Origin of the sequence: Psychromonas sp. 14N.309.X.WAT.B.A12 (genome assembly GCF_030397575.1) — a bacterium.
GTDB lineage: Bacteria > Pseudomonadota > Gammaproteobacteria > Enterobacterales > Psychromonadaceae > Psychromonas.
The window spans coordinates 377,048-392,219 of the sequence record NZ_JAPNXS010000001.1 but is presented as its reverse complement, the minus strand read 5'-3'; the positions used below and the strand labels follow the sequence as shown (position 1 = coordinate 392,219).

General features: G+C 37.5%; 11 protein-coding genes. 2 read left to right on the top strand and 9 right to left on the bottom strand.

Features of this window, described 5'->3' with window-relative positions; genetic code table 11:
• Positions 1-54 precede the first annotated feature (54 nt).
• Together OW492_RS01735 and OW492_RS01730 are read left to right on the top strand one after the other, a co-directional pair.
• Positions 55-1,743 (top strand): FapA family protein, encoded by a 1,689-nt coding sequence (locus OW492_RS01735; protein ID WP_290038023.1) that lies wholly within the window; start codon positions 55-57, stop codon positions 1,741-1,743.
• A gap of 184 nt (positions 1,744-1,927) precedes the next feature.
• Complete coding sequence (locus OW492_RS01730; protein WP_290038022.1) at positions 1,928-2,650, top strand: YebC/PmpR family DNA-binding transcriptional regulator; 723 nt, start codon at positions 1,928-1,930, stop codon at positions 2,648-2,650.
• A 152-nt stretch (positions 2,651-2,802) separates the two neighbouring features.
• Here OW492_RS01730 and OW492_RS01725 read toward each other — a convergent pair whose 3' ends face one another.
• The 9 genes from OW492_RS01725 to OW492_RS01685 all read right to left on the bottom strand — a co-directional run bounded on the left by OW492_RS01725 (position 2,803) and on the right by OW492_RS01685 (position 15,117).
• Positions 2,803-3,540 carry a hypothetical protein gene (locus OW492_RS01725; RefSeq protein WP_290038020.1) on the bottom strand — a complete coding sequence of 246 codons (738 nt, stop codon included), beginning with the start codon at positions 3,538-3,540 and terminating at the stop codon, positions 2,803-2,805.
• Positions 3,541-3,542: 2 nt separating this feature from the next.
• The gene (gene putA, locus OW492_RS01720) at positions 3,543-6,716 is read right to left on the bottom strand and encodes a bifunctional proline dehydrogenase/L-glutamate gamma-semialdehyde dehydrogenase PutA (protein ID WP_290038018.1); all 3,174 of its coding nucleotides are present in this window, start codon (positions 6,714-6,716) and stop codon (positions 3,543-3,545) included.
• Positions 6,717-6,896: 180 nt separating this feature from the next.
• Positions 6,897-7,676: an AraC family transcriptional regulator gene (locus OW492_RS01715; RefSeq protein WP_290038017.1), complete on the bottom strand. Its 780-nt coding sequence runs from the start codon at positions 7,674-7,676 to the stop codon at positions 6,897-6,899.
• Positions 7,677-7,876: 200 nt separating this feature from the next.
• Positions 7,877-8,104, bottom strand: a complete 228-nt coding sequence (locus OW492_RS01710) for a glutaredoxin family protein (RefSeq protein WP_290038015.1) — start codon at positions 8,102-8,104, stop codon at positions 7,877-7,879.
• Between the two features lie 17 nt (positions 8,105-8,121).
• On the bottom strand, positions 8,122-8,601 hold the full coding sequence (locus OW492_RS01705) for a peptidylprolyl isomerase (protein WP_290038013.1): 480 nt from the start codon (positions 8,599-8,601) through the stop codon (positions 8,122-8,124).
• A gap of 49 nt (positions 8,602-8,650) precedes the next feature.
• Positions 8,651-9,535 carry a hypothetical protein gene (locus OW492_RS01700; RefSeq protein ID WP_290038012.1) on the bottom strand — a complete coding sequence of 295 codons (885 nt, stop codon included), beginning with the start codon at positions 9,533-9,535 and terminating at the stop codon, positions 8,651-8,653.
• A 2-nt stretch (positions 9,536-9,537) separates the two neighbouring features.
• A complete protein-coding gene (locus tag OW492_RS01695) occupies positions 9,538-10,779 on the bottom strand; it encodes a hypothetical protein (protein ID WP_290038011.1) in 1,242 nt (413 codons plus the stop codon).
• Positions 10,779-11,402, bottom strand: coding sequence for a hypothetical protein (locus OW492_RS01690; protein ID WP_290038010.1), 624 nt, complete (start codon positions 11,400-11,402; stop codon positions 10,779-10,781). Before OW492_RS01690 ends, OW492_RS01695 begins: the two co-directional genes overlap by 1 nt.
• Positions 11,395-15,117 (bottom strand): ATP-binding protein, encoded by a 3,723-nt coding sequence (locus OW492_RS01685; protein WP_290038008.1) that lies wholly within the window; start codon positions 15,115-15,117, stop codon positions 11,395-11,397. Before OW492_RS01685 ends, OW492_RS01690 begins: the two co-directional genes overlap by 8 nt.
• Positions 15,118-15,172: the final 55 nt, after the last annotated feature.

The following is a 15,172-nucleotide window of genomic DNA, read 5'->3' as shown; positions in this document are numbered from 1 at the left end:
TAACTAAACAAGGTTTATTTGATATTAATTTAATTACTTATTTAATGGGGTTATATGGCTCAGGGCAAGCTAAGTATTGAACATGTTGTGCTATCTAACGATAGTGAATCCCTGTTATTAAAAATTAGTCATTTATATGCAGAGATTAGTGCAGAAGATATCATTGCCCTGTTAAAAACCCCCTCTTTACCTTCTTTCAAACTCAACCTTGATGGTATCAATAAAGCAGTTGATGCTTTTGCAATACTGCTAGAGAGTGGTGTCGACTCACAACCGGTAGTTGAGCTGGTCATGGTTGCTGAAAAACAAGACGCACAATTAAATATTCTTATTTCTGATGACAAAATGGATGCGTTTGCAACAATCACATCTGCTTATGGCGGCCAAAATATTTCACTAGATATGGTCAAAGCTAAGTGTACAGAATTAGGTTTAAAATATGGACTAGCGACTAAAAATGTCTTAGGTCTATTAAATGCCAGCAAAAATGCCAAACCAGGAGAAACTCTAAAGATAGCCATAGCTCATGGTGTTCCTCCGATTAATGGTAAGGATGCCGCTTTCATAAAGGCAGTCGATACAGAATCTCACCGTAAACCAGCGCCTAAACTTTTGCCTAATGGAAAAGTTGATATGCATGATTTAGGTCAATCAATTACTGTTAAAGCTGGCACAGTGCTTATGAAAAAAATTCCTATGCAAACCGGTACGCCAGGTAAGACAGTGACTGCAGAGGTTATCCCACAAATAGAAGGTAAAGATGCACAATTTGTTGTCCATAAAAACGTGTGTATCGACCCTAACAATCCATTACAACTAATCGCAACCAGTTACGGAATTCCAATTGATCAAGATGATTTTATTAAAGTAGACGATGTGATGTTGTTAGAACACGTAAATAATAAAACCGGCAATATTATTTATGATGGTACTGTTGTCATCAGTGGTGATATCCATGACCATATGAAAGTCAATGCTAGTGGTGATATTACCGTAATGGGGGTTATCGAATCAGCGCATGTAACGTGTGGTGGTGACCTAACAGTAGAAATGCCAATAATTGGTCATTTAAATAAGGATGACGGTACTTATAGTTGCGATATTATTTGTGGTGGTAATCTCACCGGTACTATTGCTCAATATGCAAACCTTACTATTGCCAAAAACATTACCCTTAGTAGTCAATTAATACACTGTTTAACTGAGTGCCAAGGAACCATTGATGTACATAATGAAACATTCTCTCAAGGTGCGATTATCGGTGGTATTACTTCAAGTAACCATGGTATTACCTCTGTTAGTGTAGGTACTTCTGGCAATACAAGAACAGAAATTCATTTGACCGGTAATGTCAAACAATTAGAAAAAGACAAAACAAAACGTATCAAAGAGATACAAACACTCGATAAGATGATTAATCAGTTTAAACAAGCAGAAACTAAAGCGGATGCAATTGCTGATGTTAAGTTACGCAAACAAAAAAAATCACACTTAGCCCAAGAAAAACAGCTATACCGAAATCAAAGCGACCTGGCTCAAACAAAATTAAAAGCCATCAAAGCGAAATTAATTAAAGGATATGAAAATCTTTATTTAATTGCGACTAAAACATTATTCAGTGAAACCATTGTTCACTCTGCCGGTCAAGAATGGTGTAGCAATACAGAACTAGGTCCTAGTAAAGTCTCAATGAACAACCATGTCTTAGGTGTTACAGTGTTTAATGGCTTTGAAAATAATTAAGTTTCTGACAGCTAAACTGTTTTATGAATAGAAAATTTTGGTCAAAACCCAAGCTTCATACAACATTTTAATGACTTATCTCAGTAAAATCCCTTACGCCCTCTAGCGCCAAGACTCATTACAGGCTAAAATCCTGACCATTATTTTTTCCGGACAATCCATTTCAAAAAAAGAGAGCATTCAGATGGGAAGAGCATATCAGAACAAAAAATTAGACATGGCAAAAACAGCCGGCGCTAAAACTAAAATTTACTCAAAATACGGTAAAGAAATATATGTTTGTGCAAAAAATGGTGGTTTTGACCCAGATGGTAACTTATCACTTCGCCGTTTAATCGATAGTGCAAAAAAAGATCAAGTACCAGCACATGTTATTGAACGTGCTATTGAAAAAGCAAAAGGTGGTGGCGGTGAAGATTATGAACGCGCTAGCTATGAAGGTTTTGGCCCAGGTGGTTGTTCTGTTATCGTTGACTGTTTAACAGATAATGGTAACCGTACTTGGACTGAAGTACGTAACTGTTTCAACAAAACTGGTGCTAAAATTGGCTCTCCAGGTACTGTTGCTCACATGTTTGAACATCAAGCCGTATTTGTTTTCGCTGGTGAAGATGATGAAGCAGTATTAGAAGAGTTAATGATGGCAGACGTTGACGTTGTTGATGTAGTGAGTGAAGACGGTAAAATCTCAGTATTTTGTCCTCATACAGAATTTAACAACGCTAAAATTGCATTACATGCAAGTTACCCAGATGTTGAATTAGAAGTGGAAGAGATCACTTACGTACCGCAAACAGATACTGAAGTTACTGAAGAGCATGTTGAGAAGTTTGAAAAATTCTTAGAGATGCTTGAAGATTGTGATGATGTGCAAAACATCTACCACAACGCTATTTTACCTGAATAATCTAGTACCAATTAACTAAGCTATTTTCGTTGTTAAAATAACTTAGTTAATAATATGAGTATGGATTAGTAAAACATCAGTTTAAATATAAAAACCCGTGCTAGTTGTCTAGCACGGGTTTTTATTTAATGACTAAGTGATAACACTATAGACTATTCATCACCGCAACCTAATGCTAATAAGGTTGCATTGCCTCCTACGGCAGTGACGTTGGTGGATAAGGTCTTTTCAGTAATAAAACGTAATACTAGGTTTTGATCACGAGATGTTTCTAGTTGTAATAGATCCGTCTCTGTAATAAAAGTTGCAATCTGCCCTGTTCTTGCAGCAATGACACGATTTAACTCAATTACTTTTTGCTCATCTCCCACGTAACCAACACCAGCAACAACATCGTCATCTAATAGATTCTCTAATGCTTGATTATCCTTTACAAAACATACAGGCATTGCAACAGCAGATAGATCACAGGCTTGCTGCAATACATCAAATAACGCTTTATGCTCTACTGTATCAGAGACAATCACACTATTCCCAGCCACTAATGCACAACTCAATAAGGCAGAAAAAGCGATAACCGATGAGTTTTCTTCAGCCATAATAAGAAAAACACCACGTCCAGAAGTACTTAAAATGTTACTTTCTCCCGTTGGCCCTGGCATATTCAATGGCTCAGCAATCAGTTTAGCTGCTTGTTGGCAGTGATATTCGATCACTTGTGACACGAGTAAATCAATGCCCTGTTGTAGTTTTAATAACGCGCTCCATTGGTCTAGTACCGCCAGTCTCTCCTCTACACCAATGGCATTCCATGGTAACCATGCATCGGCAGCTTGATTGATAACACGTAAATCACTTACATTTGGTGCTACTTCGATTGTTTCTCTCATGATTAAACCCCTTCACTCATTTCAACATCAACGGTCACAACTTGCTTGCTGAAACGTTGTAAATAACGTGGTCCACCTGCTTTTGGACCTGTTCCTGATAACCCTTGTCCGCCAAATGGCTGCACACCAACTACGGCTCCGACCTGATCGCGATTAATATAGCAGTTGCCTACTCGACTCGCTTTTGCAATATGCGTGTAAGTAGACTCATTACGACTATGGATACCCATGGTTAAACCGTAACCTGAACCGTTTATTTGATTAATCACTTCCTCTAACTGCGATGCCTTGTAACGAATAACATGCAAAACAGGACCAAATTGCTCTTCACTTAATTGATCTAAACTGTCTATTTCAACTGCGGTAGGTGCTATAAAATCCCCCTTTTGGCATGCTTCACTTAATGATACTTGTGCCAATAGTTTATGTTGTTCAATCATTTTATTAATATGACCAGTCAGTTTATCTTTGGCTGTTTTATCAATTACTGGCCCAACATCTGTACTATGTAAGTAAGGCAAACCAACAGATAATTCATCCATTGCCCCTTGAATTAACTCAATTACACGCGGCGCTATATCCTGTTGGATGAATAATACGCGTAGTGCCGAACAACGTTGTCCCGCAGATGCAAATGCTGAGCGTATTACATCTCTTACAACTTGCTCGGGTAATGCAGTACTGTCCACGATCATTGCATTTTGACCGCCAGTTTCCGCGATAAAAGTCGCAGGTAACACATCACGTTTAGCTAGGCTTCGATTAATCACTTGTGCCGTGTTAGTTGAACCTGTGAAGACCACACCTGCGATACGATCGTCAGAGGTTAAGGCATTACCAATTTCTGCGCCACTGCCAGTTAATAAGTGGATGCTTTGATCATGGAAGCCTGCTTCTAGCATCAATTCCACTGCACGTGCTGCGATTAAAGAGGTTTGTTCAGCAGGTTTAGCAATGACTGTATTGCCCATGACTAGTGCGGCTGTAATCTGCCCTAGAAAGATTGCTAATGGGAAGTTCCAGGGACTAATACATACAAACACACCTTTACCTTGATGCGTTACTTGCTGAATAATGTTATCAAAGCTTACATTAGCTTCGTTATCGACTAACATATCCGTTGCTTGTTGCGCGTAGTAGCGGCAGAAATCCACTGCTTCACGAACTTCATCAATACAATCATGAATCGTTTTACCCGCTTCATGGTGACAAAGTGCAACTAATTCAGGCATATGCTTTTCAAGTAGATCAGCTAGATTATAGAGACACTGAGCTCTTTCAGTTACCGCTGTAGTATCCCATTCTAAAAAGTGTTGCTGTGCATTTAATAATGCATTTTCAATGAGTTGAGGTGTTGAAAATAATACGCTTCCAACTTCAATAGAGCGATCATAGGGTGCTGTAACAGTTTGTAAGGTGATATCACTTTCTGGCTCATCTAATTGCTGAGCATTAGTGTAATGTACCCCATTCACTATCGGGCCCGCTTTCCAATAGTAACCTTTAAAGCTCTCGATAGCTTCGTGTAATGGTGCGACTTCACTTTCAATATCAATATTGATGCTGAACGAGTTTTGACGATCCTTAAAGATAGCCGGTGGTAATTCAATTAAGCTATTATGCAAAGTTTTACGTTTAGATAAAGTAACGACAGGATGCTCAGTCAATTCTGAAATAGCACATTTAGCGTCAACTAAACGATGCACAAAAGAACTATTAGCACCGTTTTCTAATAAACGTCTCACTAAGTAAGGCAGTAAATCTTTATGATTTCCTACTGGTGCGTAAATTCGAACATGGCTATTAAACATTTTCATCACGTGGTGATACAAAGCATCACCCATACCGTGTAAACGTTGGAATTCGTATTCTTGATGTTCTGCAATATGCGTAATAGTCGTTACTGTATGTGCATTGTGACTCGCAAATTGCGGGAAGATTAATCCTTTTATTGCAGGACTTAATAGGAATTTAGCACAGGCTAAATATGAAACATCTGTCGCTTCTTTACGAGTATAAACGGGATAAGCCGCAAAGCCATTTTGTTGAGATATTTTAATTTCACTATCCCAGTACGCACCTTTTACTAGGCGTAATGGAATAATATCGCCTTGCTGTTTTGCTAACCCAGCTAACCATGCAAGTACAGGTAAAGCGCGTTTGCTGTATGCTTGTACCACTATGCCTAATTTACCCCAACCTTTGGTTTCTGGTGCAGCGAGTAACTTCTCAAATAATAATAAAGATAGTTCTAAGCGATCAGCTTCTTCTGCATCAATGGTTAACCCTACATTTACTTCGCGTGCTTTTTTAATCAGTTGGATTACTGTGTCGTACATTTCAGTGAGAACACGTTGAGTATTTGCCACTTCATAGCGAGGATGTAAAGCCGATAATTTAATTGAAACCGTTGCTGCATTATCTTGGTTTTTCTGATTTAGTGCTTTACTACCCACTGACTCAATTGCGGTCATGTACGCATCAAAGTATTTTTTGGCATCGGTTGCAGTTAATGCCGATTCACCAAGCATATCAAATGAGTAACTACAGCCTTTGTTGGTAAAGGTTTTGCCGTTTGATTGCGCTTCATTAATGTTACGACCTAAAACAAACTGATGTCCCATGATCTTCATCGCTTGTTGCATCACTTCTCGTATAACGGGCTCCGTTAATTTATTCACTAAACCATTGACGAGATGTGCAGAGTTCTTTTTACTAGCTTTCTTTAAGTTAACAATTTTACCCGTTAATAATAATCCCCACGTTGAGGCATTAACGAACAGTGAACTAGAGTTTTTTAAATGTGCTTTCCAATCTGCTACACTTAATTTATCTTTGATCAGAGCATCTGCTGTTTGCTTATCAGGGATACGCATTAACGCTTCAGCTAAGCACATTAGTAAAATGCCCTCTTTTGTATCTAAACTGTATTCAGCTAACAGCGCATCTATCATATGCACTGCATTTTTATCTTTGCGTACACGCTCAATCAAGTCAGTTGCATCATGATCGATATTAGCCATTTGTTCAGTACTTGGTGTCGCTAAAGGTAATAGCTGACTTAGCCATTCACTTTCATCTACCATATACAATGGCGAAATGTACGACCACAACACAGATAATTCTGTATCCATAAAATCTTTACGTAGCACGTCTGCAGCATTCAATAACGACATAGATATCCCTCTAAAAACATAACCTTAATCGGTCTATGTTTGCAATGTGATTAAAACTCGATAGTATTTCGAAATCGTATAAAACGCTTTATCAAAAACTACGATTAATATGTCAAAAAGTACGACTGAAATTACGATGTGATCTAGATCACAATAATATATGCGTTGATGAGCGCCAAATTAATGGCGATATTTAGAAGGAGACGTGCCCTGTGTTTTAGTAAAACTGTGTGTAAAACTACTTTGATTGGCAAAACCACTGGCAGTAGCAATAGCTGAAAGACTCATTGAATGATCAGCTAACAACTTCTTAGCAAGGTTTAAACGCATTTGTAAAATATATTGATGTGGTGTCATTCCAACTTGCTGTTTAAACAATAAGTGAAATTGACTTTCGCCCAGAAAAACACAGCCAGCCAATTGCGCAACCGTTATCTTGTTAGCAATATGTTGAAGAATATAATTATCAATAATAGTCATATTTATTCTGTTTTTTAAGCTGAGTTTATTTGGGAAATCTAAATGCATATGACGATGAAGCATCGCTATAACAGTATTCTTACAGGCTTCAGCTAAAAGGATATCGTCAGGTGACTCCTTCATCTCCAATACAAGTAACTGTAAAATTGATTGAAATTGTCTATCTAAACGAAAATATTGATTGCTGCTGAATAGGGGCTCGATTCTTTTTACAATTTGAGTATCAACACTTAACTCATAGGGTAAGTTTAAGGTTAATATTTCCGACTCTCCGACACCATTAAAGGCATGCTCCGAACTAGTCGTTACAATACAACCCTGGCCAGGCACAATAAAGTTGGGTGTTCCTTCAATACAAAATTCGGAGTAACCTTTTAATGCAATCACCAATTGATGATGATCATGATCATGGTTTTCTACTTCGTTGGGTAAGGTGATCACTTGCGCAGGCGGTAAGCCAACTGAATCAAATACTTTCATTAGCACTCCATAACAAGAAAATATGATGATTTCACTTTATGCATTTATTCAGATTCTGGCAAGAAAAATGTATCACATAAGTGTCATTTTTTACGGGTATGATTAAGGGTTAGTTGATATGGAGGCTTTATTAAACACTAAGTGACACTACTTAGTATCTGCAGTGCCACTGAATCGCTCAATTAGTCACAGGATTTACTTTAATTATTATACAAATTATTAAAGCCTTTCACGCTGAAGCCATTTAAAAATTGATCGCCAATTTTTAAAATAGGAACACCTCTAAAGCCTGTTTTAGCAAACTCTTTTTGCCCTGTCGGACTTTTTACGTCCACAGAACGAAAAGTAATTTTTTGTTGTTCAAGGTATTGTTTCGCTGTTTTACAGTGTGGACAATTAGCCATGGTATATAACGTAATACGTTTCATTTGATTAACCTTTACGATTAATGACCACAACCACCTTTAGCATGGGCATGACCATGAGAAATTTCATCTGCTGTTGCTTCACGAACACTTGCAACTTGAATATTAAATGTTAGTGTTTTACCTGCAAATGGGTGGTTTAAATCACAATCGGCGTTAAAGCGACCTACTTTGATTAACATTACTTCTTGTTTACCTTGATTAGACTCAACCGTTGCAACCATGCCTGCAGACCATTTTTTAGCGCCCTGTAAGTGTTTTAAGGGAATGCGTTGAATAGCAGACTCTCGACGTTCACCGTATGACTGTTCCGGTGTTAATGTCACCTCGAATTCATCACCTACTGACTTACCCACGAAAGCGGCTTCCATGGTTTCAAATAAACCACCGTGACCGTGGAGATAAAGCAATGGATGATTACCCTGACTATTTTCTAATAACGTTTCACCTTCACTAACGCGATAATGAAATTCAACTACACTGTTTTTTGCTATTTGCATGTTTATTCCTGCTTTTTGTATTTACTTGTTAATTGGTCTTTATTGTATGTTAATTAATTTTAGATACCGACAAAGTTAACGCTTTTGCCAGCATGTGCTCTTGTTTGATTGTTCTTCTTTGTTCAGACATTAACCTGAATAGCTGTTGTATTTTTGATGAATCAACTAGGTGTTCCGCAATATAGTTTCTTGAGCTGGCCTGCTTAAAGTAATCAGTATCGGCACCATCAGTCTGAAATGCTTTAATACTATCAACGGTGGGAGTTATAACGTAATCAGCACCACTCGTTAACGCAATTTCTAAACCTTTAGGGTCAAAGTCAGCAAAACAGACTAATTGATGAGATTCTTTAAAACCTCTGAAAAACTGATAGGCCATCGCTGTAGTTTGTTGTGCTCTAATATCGCCTCGATATACCCATAGCGCATTTTTTAAAAATGCACATTTCGCACTGAATTTTAGTAATGATAAATTAGCCATTACACTTAAATTTTCTACTAATACAATACAATCGTGCTCTACGCTCTCTACAGTGTTTGCATTGACATAAAACCCTAGGGATTGAAATGCGTTAATCTCGATAGTTTGTTGATTAAGTTTCAAAATGGTTAAGCTATTAACTAAAACAAAATCATGGCTAACAGCCACAGTGCGAGATTTTTCTTCATTAAAAGTGTTAGCTCGAGCAATACGAGAGGTATCCTCAGGAAAATCATCATGCAATAGATCTACTTTTAATTGCGACTTCACTAAAGCAATAATGGCAGATCTTTCTTTTTCAGTGTAAACCCAATCTCCATACTCAATCTTACCTAAACGATGGACATCGACAATCCATTCACAGGATTTATTCTTTTTGACCCGGTTAAGACCTTGTCTTAGTTGTTCAGCAAAGAACTTATATTGGATTTTATTAAAAAGATACCCGGACATCGTTATTTCACTTTGACAACAATGTCACTGTAAGACCAGTTATGGGAAATACCTTCAAGCTGCTTCCCTTTTGGCTTGATGTCAATTAACGCTTGTTGTGCATTAGTTAATTTACAGTAGCTACTAAACACTAATTCAACCCAAGCTACAGGTTCGATATGTTGTTGTAATTGATGCCAATCAGCTAAAGCATTTTGCCAATATGAGACTGCTGAAACAGCATCACCAGTAGTGATCGCCATTTCAAACAAACGCTCTGTTTGTTCTTCGAAGTAATCATAACTAAAACTCATGGCGACATTTTCAATCACTTCCACTGACGAGGTTTCACGTGCACTCGGTTTGGTGACCGAGTTTAGTTTGCGTAATGACTGAACTATGCCCACTAAGGCATATTCATGAGCCGTTTCTTTAACGTTAATATATGACTTGATCGGCATTGCGGGTGCAAACCGTAAGCTTTCAGGTAAGTTTTTATCTTCGAATATATTTTCGTTAATTTCAAACTCAGGGTGTTTTTGGAGGTAACGTGCCATGTTACGTAACAGGCTCGCTTGTTTCTCATCACGTCTTAGCTTAAATAGACTCAATCGCATGCTATCAATGATATAACGTAAACGTGGTAGCGTTTGGTTAAACCAATAGATGAAACCACTTATTTTTCGGGCTAATTCAACAGGACAAGCCCAATCCATCCATTCATAACAGGTTTCAGGATCAATTTGTTGTAATTCCGTCAATAGCTTTTGCGCGTAGCTTAATGCACGTTCATTTTCTCGCACTTTAGCACTGATTGTAGTAACAAAACCAAACTGACTAGAGATAGCATAATGCATATTATCAAGACTAACATTCAGGTTATCTTTTGCTTCATAGAGAAGATCATCTAACTGATCTAAGTAATATTCAGCATCATCCTGTTGGTCATTGATCACCGACAAGCGATAATCGTTAACAGTGTCTGCCAACACATCAATCACTTTACCCATATCGGTAAGCTGACGGTAACTACTCTGCTTGCGCATTAAACGGTTTAACATTCGTTTAAGTTCAGCACTGACGCGATAATCACCAGGCTCATCATCTGGTCTTAGTAGTGATTTCTTATGAAGGGCTGCAATCTTTCTTGCCTCATCACCATCTCCCTGTACAGAGCCAAATACATAAGCCTCTGCTAATAATTGGTCATGAGCTCCTAACTGGCGTAATAACTCTGCAACGTCTTTCGTATCGTAACCAGCCATTAGAACAATAACTCTTCTTGTTGCTGCTCAACTGTTTCCGGTAATTCAATACGTTCAGAATCATTTAAAAATTCAATTAACAGATAGATTAGATCAAACTTAGCAGTGGCAAAATAACGGCTACTCCCTGCATTTTTACGTACGAAATACCCCATTTCTTCTAATTTATGAAAAACGAATACCAGTTGTTCACGGCTTTCTAATTTATTAGTTTTAAAAGGTCGAATCGATGTTAAGTGGCGCAATTGCTCACGTAAGGTTTGATCATGCTCGAACGGGTCAAATAATTCATTGATATTAATAATTGACTTTGCATGGATTGGTAAATCAGTTTGACTAGCCGTTAGGATTAGCTCTAAAAACTCAACTAATGGACGGAACATGCCACGAATGTCAGTGAACAATGCGGTTAATTCCGGCGTGTTGTCACTATCTACTTCGTTAAAAGTGCAATAAAAGGCATCAGCACTATCCAAAAAGGTTAATTGACGATCTAAATTACTTAAAAAGTCACTAACACGATCTTGGTTATCTTGAGCCTGCAGGAATAAAAATTCATCTGCAAAACCTGTTTCACAAATCACTTCACCTGTTAATAGTTTTTGAACGGTTTGCTTAAACATCTTGGCTCTCCAATTCAGTTGTTTGTGTCTGATTTGCTTGCTCTGCAACTTGTTTACGTTGCATTAACAGCTCATCTAATCGTGATGTTGGAATATGCGCATGGAATATTTTGTTATCTTTAATCTTATAATGTCGTTCATAGAGCGATAATATATGACGATCCGTTGAAGGAGATGCTGATAACATAGTGATCGCATTGTCATTAAACATAGTTAATAGCAGGTCGATATTTTCAGCGGCTAGTTCACCTAATTCATCTACGGGTAATATAATTTGTGTTTGAGCATCACTCTCACCACGTAACATGCCAAGAATACCTGCGTACAACGACAACATCGCTAAGTAAGAAAGTCCTGTTGAACTGATCTTTTTAAGCTGTCTTGCGTTTCGCGCATGCTTTAACTGCCCTTTTTCTGAGATTGTAAACTCAATATCAAACAATTGGTGATGTGCTAAAGCAAAGCCTTCACTTGGTAAATAAGCTGATAGTTTTTGCATAGCAACAATCAAATCATCAGGAATATCACCCACTCCTTCGCGCAAATCATCGCGGTATTTATCAAATAATTTAGCGAACTGTTGCAACGGTCCCCAATAATCTAACTCTTCCTGTTTCATCACCGTGTTTACATTGATATCGGCAAGCGCTTCAAAATGTGCAAGCTTGGTAACGTTATTAGATAGTTGTTTACCGATACTTTTAATACGGCGAGCAAAATGCTCAATATGTTGGTAAAACTCATTGATCATATTGGCGTTGACTGTCACTAATTGATAAGTATTTTTTTGTTTTTGCGCAGCACTACTCAACAAGTCAGCAATAGGATTTTGGTATTTAAAGAGACTTCTTGCACCTTTATAAATATCATTATCTGCTACCAACTTGATCCAGTTTTCGTATAGTTCACTATTTGCATTATTTTTAGCAAAGGCAGTATTAAATTGGGTAATCTGCGACTGTAAACGTTTATCGATAGTTTTAAACTGCTTGACCCAATCTCCACAGAAAGTCACTGTTAATTCTGCATTATTACTTGGCTCAGAACTGGACGCTAATGGTTCAATACCATATTGCTCACACTCTCGTTGTGCCAAACTTAGTTGCAGTAGCAGGTCCGCATCATCATTTAGTTGCTGCGATACTTTTTTCAATAGTTTTTGTTTTTCAGAAATTAAACTTGTTTTCTCAATGGTTAAATCTGACAAGCTATTTTCTAAACTACGTTTTTGTACTTCACGGTTTTGATTTTGTTCAACCAATTGATCACGATTGATATAACGGTTATTCATGAAGTCTTCGTATTCACGCGCTTTACGAGCCCACACCGCACACTCTTCAAGCTGTTGCATTAATTCAGCACGTTGTTTAATTCGTTTATCTACTTCGCCATCAGGGTCTAATTTATCTAAAGCTTGGTCACGTTGTTGCTTATAATCTTTTTGGCGATTTTTAGCACTTTCTTGAATAGCAGCAAACTGTTCAGCCAATTGATCCAGTTGACTATCACGATCTGACTCAACCACCATACGTTGATCTAACATTTGATTATTTAATTCAAAGCGTTGTTCCTGCTGCAACTCTTTAAACTCAGTTAATTTGGCTTGTTGTTGTTTAATTTTGGTATTTAACTTTTTAATATCATCTTCATAGGACGCAGCCGCTTGTTTCAGAAAGTGTTGCTTCTTGATAAGAAGATTATCTTGTTGTGTTTTAAATTGTTGACGTTGTAATTCAGTTTTTTGTAATGCTTGTTTACGCTCACTGATCACTAATTTCTGTTGTTCAATTTGTTTAGTTAAATCACTTATTTGACTAACAAACTGCTCTGATTTATCACTGAGTGATGCTATTTTATCGTCTATGTTGGTTAACTTTTCGCGTAACTCATTTTCATTAAGTTGCAGGTCGTTATCCTGTAACTGATCTAAATCTATTTGTAGACCAAATAAACTAGATACACCGCCTTGTTCAGCTACCCATTGTGGATTGAGATCTTTACGTGCTAACTGCTCTGCAGATAAGACACGACCGATGTTGTCTTTCCAGCCTTGCGCTTCATTTTCATGGCTTAAGAAATGATGTAATGAATTCGCTTCTGGTAACAATTGTAAATGCAGTTGTTGACGTGATTTTTTATGTTCATCTAACTGGCGATTATTTTTAGTATGTTGCTCCAAGACCAAAGTACGCTGTTTCTCTAAAGTATTGAGCTGCTCGTTATCACTACTTAACACTTGTAATAAGTCGCTCAAACGGTCTTTGACATCAGACATATTAAGTTGATTGCTCTCAATCTCTGCTTGTAAAGCAGGCTCGACACTGATGTTTTTCTGTGCAGACTCCGTGATCTTCAAGTCATTTTGTAATAACTGCAGATCCATATTGAGTTTCAAAAAGCTATCATTCAACTGTTCATTTAACTTACCTAGTTGACCTTGATAGGTTTCAGAAATGATTGATAATTGGGTATTAGCCTGTTCTTTAACGTTAGCGACCTGCTCGTGGTTACGTGCTTCATCTTTCACTTTCTGTAAGGTTAAGGTTTGTAATAAGGATTCGAACTTAGCCTGTACTTTGTTTAAATTTCCTTCAAAAGCTTCAATGATCTCATTAACATCATTTAAAGCCTGTTGGTAACGTGGCGCATTATCAGCTTGTAATTGAAAACTTGCTGCATCATTTTCATCAAACTTAAGCTTATCTTCATCTAACAGATCGATGCGACTTTGATCAGCTTCAATTTTAACCAATAACTTATTGATATCGGTTTGTAATGATAAAGTTTGATCTTTGAGTTGTTTATCTAATTGAGTTATTTCATCACGAAGTTGGGATTTCTGTTGACTACGCTCTGTTTGTTTAAGATTAATGCTCTCTTGATGCGCTAACATCTCAACATGTAAGTGCTGTAGCTTAATTAATAAGTTATCTAACTGATTAAAATCTGTTTGCCATAGTGTGATTTTATCACTGACCTTTTGAATTGAACGACTAGCTTGAATATCCGCTAACCATAAACTGATATCTTGTTTATTCAGTGTTATCTGCTCTTTTTCCTGGCCTACACTACGTGCAATATGGTCACCCGCAATAGCCACCAGCATTTGTTTAACAGCATCAAAGTCAAGATTCTTCTCTATTGTGCCGTTCACAACTTTATCCAGGTGTGGTGTTGCCAAATCACTGAATGAAAAACGATTTTGTAGCTGACGAATCTCTTTAACCTTTCTACCGATACGCAGGTTTTGAATGACTTGGCGATACTTATCGACGCCCAAGTAAACTGAACACTCGACACCCAATGAACGATATACACGTTCTACTTCTGCAACGCTTAACGGTATTTTATTTTCGCCAATGAAAATCTTGCTATCAAATCCACTGTCGATAAATTTAAACTGTACTCCACGACCGTCAGAACTGGCTAATGCCATACAGGTTTGACCGCCCGGACGTCGGTATTCATAAACCAACATACTTGAGTCTCTTGGTAAGTAATAATCAGCAAAGTTTTTAGCTTGATCTACTTTACTCACTATATCACTTGGGCGCATACCGTAAAAAAGTGGCAATAAACGCATCAAAGATGTTTTACCAGCACCATTTGTACCTTCTAATTGAGTATGTCCAGACAGATCCAGTTCATTCACTTGCCCCTTCCAAAAGCTATCGATAATAATAATACGTAATAATTGATAAGCTTGGTGTGCCATGAAGGTTCCTTGTTAACGAGAAATGGTTAAAAATAAGATAAATTACGCGATATTC